A 17,856-nucleotide genomic window follows, 5' to 3' on the forward strand; every position below is an offset into this window, starting at 1 on the left:
CGCAACTAATTGACTCGGGGATTCCAATGATTCTGGTTTTTTGTGAATTGAAAGACGGCAAGCTTCGCAAGCCCTCCACCGAAGCCCTTTCCGAGGGCCGCCGCCTGGCCGACGCTTCCGGCAAGAGCCTGGGCGCGCTGTTCGTGGGCGCCTCCAATGCCGGCGCCGCGGACGCGGCGAAGTACGGCGCCGATGCGATCCTGACCTGCGAGGCCGCGCATCTGGCCTCCTACAGCAGCGATGCCTTCGCCAGCGCGATCACGGACGCGGTGAAGGCCAAGGGCGCCACGGTGCTGCTGGGCGGCGCCACGGCCATGGGCAAGGACGCCCTGCCCCGCGCGGCGGCGAGGCTCGGCGCGGGCTACGCCGGCGACGCCACCAGCCTCTCCATGGTGGACGGCAAGCTGCAGGCGGTGCGCCCCATCTACGCGGGCAAGGCTTTCGCGACGACGGCTTTCAGCAGCGCCGTGCAGGTAGCCACCACGCGGCCCAATGTATTCACCGCCACGGAAAAAGCCGGCGCGGGCGCCATGGAATCGATCCCGGCCCCCGCAGGCGACTTCAAGGCCATCGTGAAGGAAATCCTGGCCAAGGGCACCGGCAAGGCGGACCTCACCGAAGCCAACATCATCGTGAGCGGCGGCCGCGGCATGAAGAACGGCGAGAACTTCTCCATCCTGGAAGAGCTGGCGGATGCCCTCGGCGCCGTGGTGGGGGCCTCCCGGGCCGCGGTGGACGCGGGCTGGGGCATCTCCCACAGCATGCAGGTGGGCCAAACCGGCAAGGTCGTGAGCCCGACGCTCTACATCGCCTGCGGCATCAGCGGCGCCATCCAGCACATCGCCGGCATGAGCGGATCGAAGTACATCGTCGCCATCAACAAGGATCCCGAAGCGCCGATCTTCAAGCTGGCCTCCTATGGCATCGTGGGCGATCTCTTCGAGGTCGTCCCGGAGCTGACCAAGGCCGCCAAGGCGATGGGCCTCGCCACGCAGTAGCCGCGTTCACGGCCTGGAGCCTCATACGAATTCGCATTCGAAAAGATAAAAATTCACCACCAAGACACAAAGACACCAAAAAAGCACCAAGCTCCAACATGGCTGATTTCGGCTCAAAATCGCTTCGCGAGGCGCGTAGCGCCCGCGGGCCGAAGGCCCGCAAATGACGAGTCCCTTTGTGCCCTTTGTGGCTTGGTGGTTCTATATCTTTGAACGCAACTTGGCATCAAAGGCCAATGGTTAGGCCTCGTCTTCATCGCCCGTCGGCAAGACTTCGAACATATCCCCGTCCAGCCCGTCGTCCTTCGCCTTCGGCGGCGGCTTGCGCTCGGGGGCATCGCCCTTGTTGGCGTTCCAGGCGTGGATCTTCAGGAAATTGTCGTGGGTGATGCGGCCTTCGAAGAGGTTCTTGTTCCAGCGGAGGAGGCAGAGGGACTTGCGGCGGCCGGGCTGGGGATCGTCCGCGACGGTCTTCAATTCCCCCCGCTTCACGACCTCCACCCGGGTGCCGTCCACAAAGGCGACGAGGGCCCACGGGCCGTTGAAGCACACGCGCCAGACGCCGTGATACTCGGCGTCCAGCTGCAGGTAGAGCTTCCAGTTCTTCAGGGTCGCGGGCACGGTCGTGAACTCGGCCCAGGGGTCCTCGAAGGTCGGCGATCGGTCCAGGGCCGGAGCCAGCAGCTCCTCGATCTGCATGACGTGGTCGATGGGCGCCGGCTTCGCCAGTTGCTCGGCATGGAGGCTCTGGCGCTGGATGCGGCGCCGCCAGTTGGGGAACTGCTGCACGTAGTAGAAGGCCGGAAAGAGGATCGACAGCCAGGGGAACACCGTGTTGATGGTGGGCAGGCCCGGGAGGTCCAGCGGCATCACCTTCCAGATTTCCATGAACGCGATGAAGCCCAGGAGCAGGCCATTGATGGGGTAGGCGAGGATGGCGATCCGGTAGGTGGACAGCGTGCCTTTCGGCATCAACCTCGGCAGCGCGAGGGGCCCCAGCACGAGCAGCAGGAGCAGGAACAGGAACCACGGCACGCTGGCCTTGCGGGGAAAGGCGAAGGAGCACGCGGCCCCGATGGCCAGCGTCAGGAGGCCGCCCAGGTGCGTATGCTGCACCTCGGTCTGGGAGCGCAGGTAATCCGCGGCGGGGACGGCTTCTTCGAGGGTCAGCATGGGTGGAGGATTTCCTGAAGCCATGATGCCAGGGATCCCGCGGAGCAGGGTGATTTGTCGGAGGCGGAATCCGGGCCGGGCCGGCCGGCGGGCATCAATCCACGGGATCGAAGCCTTCGCTGCGCAGGAAGGTCCGGCCATCCTCCGGATCCCCGAACCTCGCGATGACTTGGGCCCCCTCGCGCGCGTCCCCGTCGGCCCGGTCCAGGGACGAAAAGCATTCGCGGATGACGCAGGCGCCGCCGATCTCGTCCAATCCGAGCTGCACGAGTTCCCAGGTGACGCCGTGGCCGTCCCGCCAGACTTCCACGCTCATCATCGCGATCACTGCTTTTCGAAAAACATCACCACCATGCCGAAGCCTACGCGATCGCCGGGCATGGTCTCCCGGGCGTCTCCGGCCTGCAGGCGGTCGCCCTTCACGTAGGTGCCGTTGGTCACGCCGGGTTCTTCGACGATGAAGAAGCGGCCATGCTCGCAGAGGATCCGGGCATGGCGGCGGCTGATGCTGAGGTTCGGATCCTCGTCGGTCAGGTCGATGTCCGGATACAGTCCCGTGGCCGGATCGAAGCGCCCCACCAGGGCGCCATGGCTGTTGATCGGATAGCGCTTGCCGGTGATCACCGACACCAGGCTGGAACCGAAGGTCGGGGCCGCAACGGCCTGCGGGCTCTTGGCAGGGTCATCGACGACGCTCTCGACGCGGATGGACAGTTCGCGGTTCCGCTGGGCCAGGCGCTGCATCATCTTCACGGAGACTTCAGGGTTCTGCCGGATCATGCGCAGGAAGGTCCCACGGGTGATCGCGATGAGCTCCGTGTCTTCCAGGGCTACGGCGGTGTGGGCGCGGGAAATGGCTTCCAGCAGGCTGCCCTCGCCGAAAAATTCCCCCTTGGCCAGCTCCTCCGTCCAGTCCCCCATGGGCTTGTCCCCGGTGTAAAGGCGGACCTTGCCGTTCAGGATCACATACATCTGCTGGGCCAGATCCCCCTTGGTGTAGACCACTTCACCTTCGCGAAAGCGAAGCTTGCTCTGGTCAATGAAACTGGAATCGGCCATCAGGGGTCCAAGAGAATGAACTAGGTTAGCCTGCCCCGGCCTGGAATGGGAAAGAGGCTTCGAAAAGCTTTCATGGGCTCAGGCCCCGCCGATGGGCCGGGGGGCGCCAAAAACCTTGTGCAACAAGGCCTGGAGCAGGTCGGCTTCCCCATGGGAAAAACCATCGGGTGCCGCGCAATCCAGATCCAGCACCGAAAAGAGCCTGCCCGCGCGGTCGAACACCGGCAGCACCAACTCGGAGCGGGTGGCGTCATCGCAGGCGATGTGGCCGGGGAAGGCCTCCACGTCTGGCACGAGCTGCACGGCCCCCGTCCGGGCGCAGGCTCCGCACACCCCGCGCAGGAAGGAAATCCGCAGGCAGCCCATGCCGCCCTGGTAGGGGCCCACGGCCAGCTCATCCTCCGCCACACGCCGGTAGAATCCGCACCAATTCGTCTGGACCAGGGTCTCCCAGAGCAGGCAGGCCAGCGTGGCTTCCAGGGCCACCTCATCCGTCTCCCCCTCCACCGCCGCGAGGATCTGCGGCAGGGCGGCTTTGAGCCGCGCCACACGTTCCAGGGGCGGCAACAGCGTGCCGCGATCGAGCCGGGGGAGGAGGATGCCTTCGGACATGGAACGATTGTAGGTCCGATTCCCGATGGAGAACCGGGGCGAGGTGGAGGCCCAGGTCCCTCCGATCGAAATATTATCGGAACGTCTGCGGATTCCGCAGCCGAGGACTTATGGTTATTGCATGACCCTGCTCCGCTGGCTGGCTGCGCCGCTCTCGCCGTTCTACGGCGCCGTGGTCCGGCTCCGGAACCGCGCCTTTGATGCGCATCCGGAGCGGGCTTCGCGAGCGGGCGCGCCGGTCATTTCCGTCGGGAACCTCAGCACCGGCGGCACGGGCAAGACGCCCCTGACGCTGCTGCTGGCGGAATCGCTCCAGGCCGCCGGCTGGGCCAACGCGGTTATCTCCCGGGGCTATGGCGGCAAACGGGCCTTCGATGTGATGGACGTGAATCCGGATTCAAAGGCCGCGGAAACGGGCGATGAACCGCTCCTCATGGCCCGGCGCCTGGGCGCAGGCCGCGTGGTGGTGGCCCGCGAGCGCGCCGCCGGGGCCGCGCGAGCCCTGGCGCTGAATTCCGCCGCCAGAGTGCTGCTGCTCGACGATGGCTTCCAGCACCGGGCCCTGCACCGCGATCTGGACTTGCTGGTGCTGGATGGCGTGCGCAGGTGGGGCAATGGAAAAATGCTGCCCATGGGCGATCTGCGCGAGCCCCAGGACTCCGCGAAACGCGCCCATGCGCTGGTGGTGACCCGTGGCGGCCTGGCGCCGAAGGATGAGATCGAGGCCTGGTGGAAGCAGTACGGCAGCGGCGGACCGGCCTTCTACGTGGACTTCGCCATCGGCGCCCTGCGCGCCTTCAACCCCAAGGACGGCCCCCGGCGCCTGGAAGTTCCCGCCAAGGGCCAGGGCCCGCTGTTCGCATTCTGCGGCCTCGGCCATCCCGAGGCGTTCTTCGCGGATCTGCTGGTGGCTGGCCTTTCCTGGGTAGGCACGAAAGTGTTCAGGGACCATCATGCGGTCCGTCCCAGGGAGTTGTGGCTGGTGCAGGAGGCCGCGGCGAAGGATGGTGCGGCCGGCCTGGTCTGCACTGAAAAAGATGCCGTGAAGTTCGGCCCCGAGCACCTCGAGGTGTTGCAGATGCCCCTCTGGATCGCGGAGCAGAAAGTCACCGGCGCCGATACCCTGCTGGCCTGGGTCCAGGAGCGGCTGGCAAGCCTCGCGCGCGCCCAGGAAATTCGGGCCTGAAGGATCTCGGGGTCCCTGGCGTTCAGGAGGCGCATCCCATCGCGCCCGGCGGAGTATGCTCGGTCCCGGAGGACACTGTGGACAACAGAGGACCGGAGGACGCCTACGGGCAGATCCAGTACCGGGGGCTCATCGCCTGGCCCGAGCGCCTGCGGCGGGAGGCTCCGCTGCTGGAGCGGGTCCTCGGAACGGCACCGGTGAAGGCGATCCTCGATCTCGGCTGCGGCACGGGTGAGCACAGCCGTTTCCTGCGGTCGCTCGGTTACCAGGTGACGGGGGTCGACGCTTCCGAGGCGCAGATCCGGACGGCCCGGGAAGCGGATCCCGAGGCGGGGGATCCAGGCCCGGCGAAGTATGTCCTCGGCGGGTTGGACCGCCTTGAGACCCTCGTCCCGGAGGGATACGGAGGGGCCATCTGTCTGGGCAACACCCTGCCGCACTTCACGGAACCAGACATCCTCCAGCGGGTCTTCACGGAACTGGCCAGCCGTCTGGTTCCAGGCGCGCCTTTCCTGCTTCAGCTTCTGAACTACGACCGGATCCTGGACCGGGGCGAACGCGCCTTCCCGCTGAACCTCCGGCCCGGCGGGACCGATGGCGGGGAAATCGTGTTCTTGCGCCTGATGACCTCCCGGCCCGATGGATCCGTCATCTTCACCCCCGCCACCCTGCGCTACCGGCCAGGGATGGAACCGCCCCTGGAGCTGGTCTCCGCCCAGAATGTCCACCTCCACGGGTGGCGCCGTTCCGAGCTGGAGGAGCCCCTCCGCAACGCGGGATTCGAAATGCGCGGCGCCTTTGGCAGCGTGGGCGGGGATCCCTGGCACACCGAGGCTTCGGACCTGGTCCTGTGGGCGGCCAAGGTCTGATCTCGACTCGCGATCAGTGGCTCCGCCGGCATGGCCGGCCTGGATCGCAGAGCAGAAAATGGATGGAATGACGCAGGCCCCGCCATGAAAAAGGGCCGCCCGGGAGCGGCCCTTCTTTGCGTCATTCCGCCAGGCTCAGTAGACCTTGAACTTGCGGAAGCCTGAATTGCCGGTGCCCGACGGATTGGTCACGGTGATGGGGCCGTAGGTGGCGCCCGCCGGGACGATGGCCTTAAGTTGCGTCGCGGACACCAGGGTGAATGCGGCGGAAACGCCGTTGAACCTCACCGCGGTGGTGCCGGTGAAATTCGACCCCAGGATGGTGACTTCCGTGCCGACCGGACCTGAACTGGGCGAGAAGGATGTGATCACAGGCGCCAAGGAGACGACCGTGAAGGCCTCGGAGGTGAACCCGTAGCAGGTGGCGGTGGTGAGCAGGATCCGGCCCGAGGTGGCCCCAGCGGGGACCGTGGCCTGGACCTGCGTGGGCGAGAGGACGGTGAAGGCCGCGAGCAGGCCGTTGAACCGCACCGCGGTCAGGCCCGTGAAGTTGCCGCCCGTCAAGGTGACAACCGTCCCCGCCGGGCCGGAGCTGGGCGAGAAACCGCTGATGTCCAGGGCGCAGGCGGGCAGGAGATTGACATTCAGCGTCACGGTGGCGAGGTTGGAGGTCAGGCTTCCATCGCTTGCCCGGTAGGTGAACGTATCGGTGCCGCTGAACGTGGAGGACGGGGTGTAGGTGAAGCTGCCGTCCGAAGCCAGGGACAAGGTTCCGTGGGCGGGTCCAGAGACCAGGATCGCGCTCAGGGCGGGGCCGTCCACATCCGTATCGTTCCCGAGCACGCCCGGGGCAGGCACAGTGAAGGCAAAGTAGGTTGGCACCGCGTAGACGTCGTTCCCCGCGATGGGAGCGTCGTTCACCGGATTCACGGTCAGGCTGATGGTGACCGGCAGCGAATCCAGCGCGCCATCGTTCACCTTGAAAGTGAAGCTGTCCGGGCCGCTGTAATTGGCGGAGGGCGTGTAGGTCAGGTTCGGGACCGTGCCGGCAAGGGCGCCATGGGTGGGATTCGTAACCACTGTAAAGGCAAGGGCGGAGCCTTCGGGATCGCTGCCGGTCAAGGTGATTGGCAGAGCTGTGTCTTCATCGGTGCTCAGGCTCTGGGCGCCTGCCACGGGCTGGCCATTCACGGTGAAGATGAAGTTGTCGCTGGCGCTGGCGCCAAAGGCATCCGTGACGGTGATGGTCACCAGGCTCGTGCCGGACTGGTCCGCGACCGGCGTGAGGGTTAGGGTCGGGCTCCCGGCGCTGCCACCGAAGATAATGCTGGCCGCCGGAATCAACGATGGGTTCGACGAGGTGGCCGAGAGCGCGAGGCTCAGAGGTAGTTCCGTGTCGTTCACTGTGAAGGCCACGGAGCCCAGGACCGTGTTGGTGTTGGTGGTCTGGGAGGGGATGTCCGAGATGGTCGGCGCGTGGTTGTAGATGTGCACGCCCAGCCGGTCGGTCAGGATGGCCGTCCCGCCTGCGTTCACGGCGGCCAGGGAGGTGGTCGCCGGAGGCGGATTCCCGGGAGTCACGATGGTCCATTCCGAAAAGGTGTAGGTGGGGTTGGGTGTCGTGACCGCAAAATTCCGGAAGTAAGAGGTGTCCTTGCCCTGGGAGGTAACGCTTGGACCCGAGGCTGTGGTGGTCGTTCCCACCCACGCCACGGTGGGCTCGCCGACAACATCGGTGCGTGCGAGATAGCCCGCATAACCCTTCACTTGCTCTGTCGTGATGAAGAAGATGTCATCCCCATTGAAATTCGCCACGCTGCTGGCGTTGGTGGGGGTGCCCGTGACGTTCGCCGCGGACGGAGTGACCGTCGCGGTGTTCTTAAAGAGTCGTGTCTCACCCGCGGCCATGGCCGGAATCGGGAAGGTCGTCTGGAAGGCAGAATCGAGCGGAGCGGCCGGCTTGGGGGAGGCATTCACCCAGCCCTGGGGGTTCGACCAGAGGCCGATGTACAGGATGTTGGTGACGCCGTCGTAGGCGCCGGTCCCCACATTCGTGATCTCGATCCACTTGTTGGTGCCGCTGCTGCCCTCGTAGAACTGGGTGATGATGAGCTTGGATTGCCCGCTGGACGCGCCCACGGTGACAGCCACATCCCGGAAGGAACTCAGGCCCTCGGGATCCGTGACGGTCACGCGCACCGTGGCGCTGCCCGTCAGATCCGGCGCCGGTGTGATGTCGAGGGTGAGCGAGGCGCTGGAGCCGCCCAGCGCCAGATTGGCGTTGGGGATCAGCGTGGGGTTGACGGTGGTGACCGCCGTGACCGTCAAGGCGCTGGCGGCGCTCTCGGCGTCTCCAACGGTGAACGGAATGCCGAGGATGGGCACATTCGGCTGGGTGATCTGGGCGGGGATGGCGGTGATGGTGGGGGCGGTGTTGGATGCCGCGCTGGGATTGACGATCACGAGGCGTGTGGCGCTGCCCGTGGCGCCCAGGTCGTCCGTGGCCGTGTAGGTCACGGTGAAGGTGGTGGGTGCGGCGCCGCCATTCACGAAGGTGTGGTTGACGCTCGGGCCGGTGCCCGTGCCGCCGTCGCCAAAGGTCCAGTCCTGGTTGGTGATGGATGTGTGGGTAGTTGTGGCTGATCCCGTGAACGCCACATTGGTGCCCGTGGCCACCGTCACGGTGGCCGAAGGGGAAGTGATGGAGGCGCTCACGGCGCCCGCCGCCTCGCTCACCCAGATGGGGGCCGACCAGAGCGAGTCGCCGTTGTCCTGGATGATGGATGCGTAATAGAAGTGCTCGCCTGCAGTGGGCGTGATGGTGAGGGTGCTCAGGCCGTCGCTGAGCTGGGTCACCGTGCCGTTGCGGCCGGGCACGCCTTCCCAGATCTTGATGCTGCTTGCGCTGCGGAGGACATTGGTGCTGCTGAAATAGACATTCAGGGTCAGGGATCCGCTGTTGTTGATGCGGTCGCCCATGATGGCGCTGCCCGCCGTGAGCATGATCTGGCTGCTCTTGTCCATGGTCGCGAAGGCGTGGCGGGCCTTCAGGGCGTTCACGAAAGCGTTCAGCGTCAGGGTCGTGCCGGTGGGCAGCAGCACGCCGGTGCGGTTGGGGTAGCTCAGGCCCCAGTTGGAGCAATGGTTGTCCTGGTCCGTGGTGGGCGCGACGTGGTAGCCGGCCTCCAGGATCTTGTTCCAGGTGCTGGTGTAGAAGCTGCGCCTGGTCTCAGATTCCGTGGTGTTCGGGGAGAACGCGTTGGTGTTCATCACTTCGCAGAGCGCCATCACTTCATCGCCATCGGCGGTATAGACCAGGGTTCCGAACTGGCTCGAGGAGGGGTGGTTGAATTGCCCCACCCAGCCCTTGGATTTCATGAAGGTATAGAGAGGGGGATAATCACTCTTGGTGGTGAAGTAGTCCCCAAGGAGCTGGCCGCTCGCGTTGTATTCCCAGGTGGCCAGGCCATCGGGGTTGATGATGTTTAGGTGGCCGCCATTATTGATGACGCCCCACTCCATGCCATACATGGCGAGGAAGCCGGGGTGGTCCGTCCGGTAGGTCGAGGCGGCGGCCAGGCCCGAAGCGAAGAGCGCCGATCCATGGTTGGGATCCGCAGGGTCCATGGCGGTGTTGGTGCCCGTGGATCCGTCGAACATGTGGTTGTGCTCGGAGGTCAGCAGGAAGTCTCCGCCAGCCTGGACGCGCATCATTTCATAGGCGATCGCGGGTCCCGAAGTGCCCCCCTGCGGGACTTCCGAACCGCTGCAGGATGCGGGAGCCGTGCCGCCATCGCTGTGGTTGGTCTGGCTGTGCATGTTGCCGAAGTAGATCGTGTAGGGCAGCGAGGCCGGGGCCGGGGCCGAACCTGGCGCCAGGGCCGGGCGGAAGCCGCCGGCGCTGACGGGCAGGTCGAGGGCGGGCACTTTCAGGCGCGGCGCGGGGCCGACGCAGATCGTGGTTTCCTCGGTTGCGGCCTCGTCGATGCTCGTGGCGAGGTGGGCCTCCACGCGGTCCGGCTGGTTTCCACCGGGATAGTAGCGGTAGGCCGCCTGGGCCATGGGTTTGGAGGTCAGGCGCAAGGTGTAGAAACCTCGCTCCAGGGCGCGGCCGGCGGCATCCTTGCCGTCCCACGCGATGCGCTGGGATCCAGAGCCGCCCACCAGGAAAGTCTCGCCGTGCCAGGTACCGCGCACGAGGCCCTGGGTGTCCACCAGCTCCAGGCGCCAGGCGCCGACGGTCAGGGCTTCGGCGTCCAGGAAGCCAAAGCCCACTTTGAAGGTCCGCGCTTCGCCCAGTTCACCCACGAAGGGCGCCCAGAGCGCTGCCTCGAATTCATGGTGGTCGGGATGGGCGATGCGCACACCCGGCGCCAAAGGCACCTGGGCGGTGAGGGAGACCCACGCCAGCAGGGCAAAGAGGCAACGGGACAAATACCGCCGGAAGGGGTTCATGGAAACTCCGAAAGGGTGGGCTGGATCAAAGGTCAGACTGTCTAGAGTCTCTAAACCGTCGCCGAAAAACAGTGAAATTTGCGTCACATTTCCACGTATCCAGGCGCACCCTCGAGGAGGCTCAGCCACGGCGCGGATTCGATATGAAAATCCGGGCCGAGGTTTGATCCGCGGTTATCAGGTGAAGGTGCTTCGTCGCCCGATGCCTCCGTGTGGACTGGCCTGTTCAATGGCCGGCCAGCAACCGTTCGAGGTAGCGCGACTTCACCTGCCGGGACGCTAGGGCTTGTTTTAGAGGCGGAAGTTTCAGCACCGCGCCGAGGATGCCGGCCACGGCGCGATGTCCGTAGGAGGACTGGCCGTCCACCAGCAGCTCCGCAAGCTGGCCTCGTTCGATGGCCATCATCACCACGCGGTGAGCGGTATTCGCTGGAGTCAACACCCGGATCGCCCGTCGCCTGAGTTTGATGGCGCTGCGGGAACACGTCCTTACGCAGACGCCGCATCCCAGGCAGGGTTCCTCGTCTAGTTTCGCGGCCTTCATCTGCGGGTGGCTGGGATCGTGGGCCGAGACCAGGCTGAGCGCCTCCACCGGGCAGGCGGCGACGCACTTCCCACAGCCATTGCAGCGCGCCGCATCGAGTTCCGGCAGGTAGTTGGTGGTGTGGACCGGCCGCATGAACCCGAAGCGCCGCGCGGCCACCATGGCTTCGCAGCAGCACCCGCAGCAATTGCAGATGAACCCGACCTTCTCGCGGACGTTCTCGCCGAACTGGACGAGGCCCCGCTCCCGCGCCTGCTGCAACAGGTCCAGGCATTCCGCGGCCTCCACCCGGCGGGCGTTGCCGTGTCGGACGAGGGAATCGGCGCTGTTCCCGAAGGTCATGCAGATGTCCATGGGGGCGTCGCAGGCCCGGCCCAGATGGGACATCTTGTGGCGGCAATAGCAGAGGCCGATGCCGATGGCCCTGCTGCCCGCCACCACGCCGCTGGCGCGTTCATAGTCCAGCACGGTCAGGGCGCCGTCCGTTTCTGGAATGGCCGTTTCGTCCACGAAGACGCGCCCCAGTTGGGTCTCGCCGGTGGCAAAGAGCTTCCGGACGAAGTCCTCCTCCACGTTCAGGTACTGGTGGAAGAGTTCAGACAAAGCCTTCTGGTCCAGGTCGCCCCGGACCCGCATGAGTGAGAATTCGAAGAACCCTGCCATGGGCGGCGGCAGCACGTAGCGCGTCTCCTCGCCATGCTGGAGATCCAGCAGGAAAGCCCGGCCGGCGAGGCCATCGAGCACCTTCCGGGCCTCCGCCTCGGGTACCTTCCAGAGCTCCGACGCGCGCTTGGCGGTGAAGGGACGGATGGGCAGCCGGGCCAGCAGCGCCGCCTCCCGCTCGCTCACCAGCAGCTTCAGGATCCGGAACAGCAGTTCCGACGGTGGCGCGCCTTGGGGGAACCTGTTCAGCCGCTCGGCGAGCTGTTCGAAGCTCCCGTTTCCACCTTTCAAGGTCCGATGTCCCATGGCGTCGTCGCCTCCTACCTTGCGGGAATCTCCACGGGCGACACCTTCCAGATATCGCGGCAATAGTCGCGGATGGACCGGTCGGAGGAGAAGTGGCCCATGCGGGCGACGGTCAGGATCGCTCGGCGGGTCCATGCGGCAGAGTCGCAGAAATCCTTGGAGGCCTGTTCTTCTGCCTCGACATAGGCCCGGAAGTCGCTTAGCACCATGTATTCATCCCAGCCCAGCAGCGAATGGATCAGCGGCGCATACCGCTCGCGGTCGCCGCCGGAGAGGCGGCCCGATCCGATCAGGTCGAGCGCCGCGCCCAGCTCCGCGTCGCGCTCCGCCAGCTCCCGCGGCCGGTAGCCCCGGGCCTTGGCCTCGCGCACTTGCTCCGCGGTGAGCCCGAACAGGTAGAAATTCTCCGCGCCCACCTGCTCGCGGATTTCCACATTGGCGCCGTCGAGCGTGCCGATGGTCAAGGCGCCGTTCAACGACAGCTTCATGTTGCCTGTGCCGGACGCTTCCTTTCCGGCCGTGGAGATCTGCACGGACAAATCCGCCGCGGGGTAGATGCGCTCGGCGATCTTCACGTTGAAGTCCGGAACGAACACGACCGAGATCCACTGTCTCGCCGCAGGATCAAGCCGGATCCAGGCCGCCACATCATGGATCAGCCGGATCACGAGTTTGGCCATGAAGTAGCCTGGAGCGGCCTTTCCGGCGAACACGAAGGTGCGCTTGACCGGGGCAGAAGCCCGGCCTGGATCCGCTGGCAGGAGGTGATGACGTTCAGGAGGTTCAGGACCTGCCGCTTGTATTCATGGATCCGTTTCACCTGGACGCTGACCAGCGTGTCCGGGTCCAGGTCGAGCCCCGTGGCCAGGGCCACGTGCTCCGCCAGCAGCCGCTTGTTTTCCTGTTTCGCGCGGCGAAAGGCCTCCCCGAAGGCGGCATCGTCCGCCAGCGGCTCGAGCTTGCGCAGCCGGTCCAGGTCCACCTGCCAGCCATCGCCCACGGCTTCCGTGACCAGCCGGGCGAGGCCTGGATTGGCCAGGGCGAGGAAGCGCCGCGGGGTCACGCCGTTCGTCACGTTCGAGAACCGCTCCGGATACATTTCCGCGAAGTCCCGCAGAATGGTCTCGCGCAGCAGGTCCGAGTGCATCTCGGCCACGCCGTTCACCGCGTGGCTCCCGACGCAGGCCACATGCGCCATCCTGACGCAGCGGTCGCCGTGCTCGCCGATGAGGGACATGCGCTGCACGCGGGCCTCGTCGCCGGGGTACTTGGCGCGCACCGCGGACAGGAAGCGCTGGTTGATCTCGAACACGAGCTCCAGATGGCGCGGCAGGAGGCTTCCGAACAGGGGCAGCCCCCAGGTCTCCAGCGCCTCCGGCAGCAGGGTGTGGTTCGTGTACCCGAAAGAAGCTGTCGTAATCTCCCAGGCCTCCTCCCAACCCAGGAAGTACTCGTCCACCAGGATCCGCATCAATTCCAGGACCGCGAGCGCCGGGTGCGTGTCGTTGAGCTGGATCGCGTATTTTTCGTGGAAGAGGTGGATGGCCGGCACCCGCTGCAAGTAGATGCGGACCATGTCCCGCAACGAGCATGCGACGAGGAGGTACTGCTGCTCCAGCCGGAGCTGCCGGCCCGCAAGCACCACATCGTTGGGATACAGCACCTTGGAGATGGTCTCGCTCCGCACCTTGTCCTCGACCGCACGGTAGTAGTCGCCAGCGTTGAAGGCCTGGAAGTCGAAGGACTCCGAAGCGACTGCGTGCCAAAGCCGGACGAAATTCGCGTTTTCCGTGCCGTATCCAAGCACCGGCGTGTCATACGGCATCCCGTTGACGATCCGGGCGGGCGTCCATTTCACGCGCAGGTTGCCTTGTTCGTCCGTGTGGTGGTGCGTCGACCCGCCGAATCCAACGGGGTGGAGGATTTGCGGGCGCGGAATCTCCCATGGGTTGCCGTAGCGCAGCCATTTATCAGCGATTTCAACCTGCTGTCCCGCTTCGATCTTCTGGTCGAAGATGCCGTATTCGTAGCGGATCCCATACCCGATGGCGGGAATGTCCAGGGTCGCCAGGGAGTCCATGTAGCAGGCTGCGAGCCGGCCGAGCCCGCCATTGCCTAATCCCGGCTCCTCCTCGTGGGCCAGCAGCGCGTCGAGGGACAGGTTCAAGGGCGCGAGGGCTTCGCGCACCGCAGGTTCGATCTGGAGGCAGAGGATATTGTTTCCCAGCTGCGGCCCAAGCAGGAACTCCGCGGAAAGGTACGCCACGGTGCGGCAGCCCTGCTCGAAATAGGTCCGCGCGGTGCGCGTCCAGCGCGAGAGCAGGCGGTCCCGCACGACGTAGGCGAGGGCGAGGTAGTGGTCGTTGAGCGTAGCGACCGCGGGGAACTTGGCCTGCTGGTAGAACAGTTTTTCGATGAAGTCCCGCCGCAGCGAATCGGCATCGACGGGGATCACCGCGTCGTCGAAACCAACCCGTGAGGAAAGGGGAGGCAGGCTTTCCATGGTTTCCTCCGCACTACGGAGACTTTGCCCGCCGAGTGTACGCTCTCGAATGCGGGATGGACGCACAAAAGACGCGGGAGCGGGTAATCTGGAGAACCAACCCCGGTGCCCCATGATCATCCGCAGCGCCCATCCCGCGCCCGTCCTGGGGCGTGGTCCGCTTCAAGACCTCGTGCTCGGCAGGGCGCGCGATCTGCCCGGCAAGCTGGCCCTGGTGGACACCCGGAGCGGGACGCAATTCACGTTTGGGGAGCTGAAGGCCTCCATCCACCGCGTGGCCGGCGGTTTGGCGGCCCGGGGATTCACGTTGGGCGATGTCTTCGCCATCGCCTGCGCCAACTGCGCGGAATTTGTCCTGGCCTTCCACGCCGTGGGACTTCTCGGCGGAACGGTCACCACGCTCAATCCCGCTTACACCACCGAAGAGATGGCGAATCAACTTTGCGACTCCGGCGCAACGTGGCTGCTGGCGGATGCGGCCATCCTGCCCAAGGCCTTGGAGGCTGCGGCCGCGGCGGGGATCCAGAGGGTCTTCGCCACCGGCGGAGCGGATCTGTCCGCCGCGGAAGCCTTCGGAACCTTGGATTCCGGAAGCCGCACCGTGCCTTCCGTGGCGCTGGACCCGGCCACGCATTTGATGGCGCTCCCCTATTCCAGCGGCACCCTCGGGCTGCCCAAGGGCGTGATGCTCACCCATGACAACCTCAGCGTCAATGTGCTGCAGAGCGCGGTCTGCGGCCTGAAGGAGGACGACGTCATCCTGGGCATCCTGCCGCTCTTCCACATCTTCGGCATGAACGTGATGATGAACACGGGGCTTTCCATTGGCGCGACGCTGGTGCTGCTGCCCCGCTTCGACCTGGAGGAATTCCTCGGGGCCGTCCAGCATTACAAGGCTACCTATGTCTTCCTGGTGCCGCCCATCCTGCTGGCCCTGGCGAAGCACCCGCTGGTGGACCAGTTCGATCTCAGTTCGCTGCGCTGCCTGTTGAGCGGCGCGGCGCCCCTGGGGGAGGCCGTGGCCAGGCAGGTGGAGGAGCGGCTCGGCTGCGTGGTGCTGCAGGGCTACGGCCTCACCGAGACCAGTCCTGTGGCCATGGTCTCGGCCAAGGACGGGAGCATGCCCCGGGCCTCCGCCGGCGTGCCGGTGGCGGGCACGGAAGCGCGGGTCGTGCATGTTGAAACCGGCGACCCCGTGGAAGAGGGCGAGCGGGGCGAATTGTGGATCCGGGGCCCCCAGGTGATGAAGGGCTATCTCAACCGCCCCGAAGCCACCGCCGAGGCCATCGACCCGGAAGGATGGTTCCGCACCGGCGACATCGCCCGCGTGGATGCGGCTGGACACATCTACATCGTGGACCGCCTCAAGGAGCTCATCAAGGTGAATGGAATGCAGGTCGCGCCCGCGGAACTCGAGGCCCTCCTGCTTTCCCATCCTTCGATCGCAGATGCGGCCGTGATCCCGATCCACGATGACAAATCGGGGGAGAGGCCCAAGGCCTTCATCGTGCTCAAACCCGGTGAACCCCCGGATGCGGAAGCCATCATGGCCTATGCGGCGGGGCGTGTGGCTCCCCACAAGCGCATCACCGCAGTGGAGTTCACGGCGCAGATCCCCAAATCGCCCTCCGGAAAAATCCTGAGGCGGATCCTAGTGGAACAAGAACGGGAGAAGCCGGCCACCTGAGGCGCTCCAGCCGGCAAACCTGGCCGGTCCGGCGATTCTGGAGGGCGGCGGCCTTGCGGAAAGTAGGGCATCGAGAGTCGGCTCCCCGGCGATAGACTAGAGGATTGCCTTTGGCGCGGGTCCTCCCGATCGGCTGGAACCACGCCTGCGCCTCCCCGATGGAGCTCCATGATCACGTTTTCAGATGTCAGCAAACAGTACGGCAGGCAAGTGCTCTTCATTGATGCCGGGTTCCAGCTCAACACCGGCGAGAAGGTCGGTCTGGTGGGCCCCAACGGCGCCGGAAAATCCACGCTTTTCCGCATGATCATGGGCGAGGAAGTGGCCGACGACGGCACCGTGAGCCTGCCGAAAAAGATCTCCGTGGGCTACTTCCGCCAGGAAGTGGACGAGATGTCCGGCCGGCCTGTCCTGGATGAGGCCATCGCAGGGAGCGGCCGCCTGGGCGACCTGCACCACGAATTGATGGACCTGCAGCACGCCATGTCGGACCCCGGGCGAGGCGATGAGATGGAAGCGATTCTGGACCGCTTCGGCCACGTGCAGGAGGAGTACCAGCACCTGGGCGGCTACGAGCTGGAGGCCAGGGCCCGGGCTTGCCTGCACGGCCTGGGCTTCGAGGATGAGCAGATCGATGGCGACGTTGGCGCCTTGTCCGGCGGATGGAAGATGCGCGTCTCCATGGCCAAGGTGCTGCTGGGCAAATTCGATGTGCTGCTGCTGGACGAGCCCACGAACCACCTGGACATCGAGTCCATCATCTGGCTGGAGGGCTTCCTGAAAAGCCTGCCCTCCACGCTGCTCATGACTTCCCACGACAAGGATTTCATGAACCGCATCGTCACCAAGGTCATCGAGATCGACGGCGGCGACATCATCACCTATTCGGGCAACTACGACTTCTACGTGACGGAACGGGAGCAGCGCGAGGCCAACCAGGAAGCGGCCTACGCGCGGCAGCAGGCCAAGCTCGCCAAGGAGCAGCGTTTCATCGAGCGCTTCTCGGCCCACGCCGCCAAGGCCGCCCAAGTGCAGAGCCGAGTGAAGGCTTTGGACAAGATCGAACGCATCGAGCTGCCGAAAAAACGCAAAGTCGGGAAATGGGATTTCCGCATCCCAGGCCGTTCCGGCGACGACGTGGCCATGCTCAAGGGCCTGTCGAAAAGCTACGGCAAGCGCGTCCTGTACGACTCCTTCGATTTCCATGTGCGCCGCGGCGAGCGCTGGTGCGTCATGGGCAAGAACGGGACCGGCAAATCCACGCTGCTCAAGATGGTGGCGGGCGTCGTCGAGCCCGATGCGGGCACGGTGCGCCTGGGCGCGAGCCTGAAGGTGGGTTATTTCTCCCAACAGGCCCTGGACCTGCTCAATCCCGAGCTCACGGTCCAGGAGCAGTTCCAGCAGGATTTCCCCATGGAGGGCATCGGCGTCATCCGCAACCTCCTGGGCGCCTTCCAGTTTTCCGGCGACGAAGTCGAAAAAAAGATTCGTTCCCTCTCCGGCGGCGAGAAATCCCGGCTGGTGATGGCGCGCATGCTCTTCGACCCGCCCAATTTCCTGGTGCTGGACGAGCCCACCAACCACCTGGATCTCGCCACGAAGGAAATGCTCATCGAGGCACTGAAGGACTTCGAAGGCACCATGCTCTTCGTCTCCCACGACCGCACCTTCCTGCGCGGCCTGGGCAGCCGCGTGCTGGAGCTGGCGCCTGACGAACACAAGGGCCCCTTGGCCTACCAGGGCTCCTACATCGAATACGTCGAAGCCACCGGCCGAGAAGCGCCCGGCGCGCACAGCTAGG

11 protein-coding genes and 1 pseudogene are annotated in these 17,856 nt (G+C 65.5%); 5 read left to right on the forward strand and 7 right to left on the reverse strand.

Annotated elements, in window-relative coordinates; all coding sequences use genetic code 11:
- Positions 1 to 20: 20 nt before the first annotated feature.
- Positions 21 to 998, forward strand: coding sequence for an electron transfer flavoprotein subunit alpha/FixB family protein (locus IPQ13_07240; GenBank protein MBL0210692.1), 978 nt, complete (start codon positions 21 to 23; stop codon positions 996 to 998).
- A 240-nt stretch (positions 999 to 1,238) separates the two neighbouring features.
- Here the strand turns inward: IPQ13_07240 and IPQ13_07245 are convergent, their stop codons facing one another.
- The 4 genes from IPQ13_07245 to IPQ13_07260 all read right to left on the reverse strand — a co-directional run bounded on the left by IPQ13_07245 (position 1,239) and on the right by IPQ13_07260 (position 3,842).
- Complete coding sequence (locus tag IPQ13_07245; protein ID MBL0210693.1) at positions 1,239 to 2,171, reverse strand: hypothetical protein; 933 nt, start codon at positions 2,169 to 2,171, stop codon at positions 1,239 to 1,241.
- Between the two features lie 94 nt (positions 2,172 to 2,265).
- Positions 2,266 to 2,499 carry a hypothetical protein gene (locus tag IPQ13_07250; GenBank protein ID MBL0210694.1) on the reverse strand — a complete coding sequence of 78 codons (234 nt, stop codon included), beginning with the start codon at positions 2,497 to 2,499 and terminating at the stop codon, positions 2,266 to 2,268.
- Positions 2,496 to 3,230 carry a cyclic nucleotide-binding domain-containing protein gene (locus IPQ13_07255; protein ID MBL0210695.1) on the reverse strand — a complete coding sequence of 245 codons (735 nt, stop codon included), beginning with the start codon at positions 3,228 to 3,230 and terminating at the stop codon, positions 2,496 to 2,498. The genes IPQ13_07250 and IPQ13_07255 overlap by 4 nt, the downstream gene beginning before the upstream one ends.
- A gap of 78 nt (positions 3,231 to 3,308) precedes the next feature.
- Entirely contained in the window at positions 3,309 to 3,842 is a 534-nt protein-coding gene (locus IPQ13_07260) for a GAF domain-containing protein (protein MBL0210696.1), read from the reverse strand.
- A gap of 121 nt (positions 3,843 to 3,963) precedes the next feature.
- Between IPQ13_07260 and lpxK the strand changes: the two genes are divergently transcribed.
- Together lpxK and IPQ13_07270 are read left to right on the forward strand one after the other, a co-directional pair.
- Positions 3,964 to 5,028 (forward strand): tetraacyldisaccharide 4'-kinase, encoded by a 1,065-nt coding sequence (gene lpxK / locus IPQ13_07265; GenBank protein ID MBL0210697.1) that lies wholly within the window; start codon positions 3,964 to 3,966, stop codon positions 5,026 to 5,028.
- A gap of 77 nt (positions 5,029 to 5,105) precedes the next feature.
- Positions 5,106 to 5,897: a class I SAM-dependent methyltransferase gene (locus IPQ13_07270; GenBank protein MBL0210698.1), complete on the forward strand. Its 792-nt coding sequence runs from the start codon at positions 5,106 to 5,108 to the stop codon at positions 5,895 to 5,897.
- Between the two features lie 135 nt (positions 5,898 to 6,032).
- Here IPQ13_07270 and IPQ13_07275 read toward each other — a convergent pair whose 3' ends face one another.
- The 3 genes and pseudogenes from IPQ13_07275 to IPQ13_07285 all read right to left on the reverse strand — a co-directional run bounded on the left by IPQ13_07275 (position 6,033) and on the right by IPQ13_07285 (position 14,368).
- Entirely contained in the window at positions 6,033 to 10,352 is a 4,320-nt protein-coding gene (locus tag IPQ13_07275; protein MBL0210699.1) for a tandem-95 repeat protein, read from the reverse strand.
- A gap of 226 nt (positions 10,353 to 10,578) precedes the next feature.
- Complete coding sequence (locus tag IPQ13_07280) at positions 10,579 to 11,865, reverse strand: 4Fe-4S dicluster domain-containing protein (protein ID MBL0210700.1); 1,287 nt, start codon at positions 11,863 to 11,865, stop codon at positions 10,579 to 10,581.
- Between the two features lie 14 nt (positions 11,866 to 11,879).
- Positions 11,880 to 14,368, reverse strand: a pseudogene (locus IPQ13_07285) (glycogen/starch/alpha-glucan phosphorylase).
- Positions 14,369 to 14,480: 112 nt separating this feature from the next.
- Between IPQ13_07285 and IPQ13_07290 the strand changes: the two are divergent.
- Both IPQ13_07290 and IPQ13_07295 read left to right on the forward strand, forming a co-directional pair.
- Positions 14,481 to 16,055, forward strand: a complete 1,575-nt coding sequence (locus IPQ13_07290) for an AMP-binding protein (GenBank protein ID MBL0210701.1) — start codon at positions 14,481 to 14,483, stop codon at positions 16,053 to 16,055.
- Positions 16,056 to 16,223: 168 nt separating this feature from the next.
- Positions 16,224 to 17,855 (forward strand): ABC-F family ATP-binding cassette domain-containing protein, encoded by a 1,632-nt coding sequence (locus IPQ13_07295; GenBank protein MBL0210702.1) that lies wholly within the window; start codon positions 16,224 to 16,226, stop codon positions 17,853 to 17,855.
- The last annotated feature ends 1 nt before the right edge of the window (position 17,856 follow it).

This window comes from Holophagaceae bacterium (assembly GCA_016720465.1).
Lineage (GTDB): Bacteria > Acidobacteriota > Holophagae > Holophagales > Holophagaceae > JANXPB01.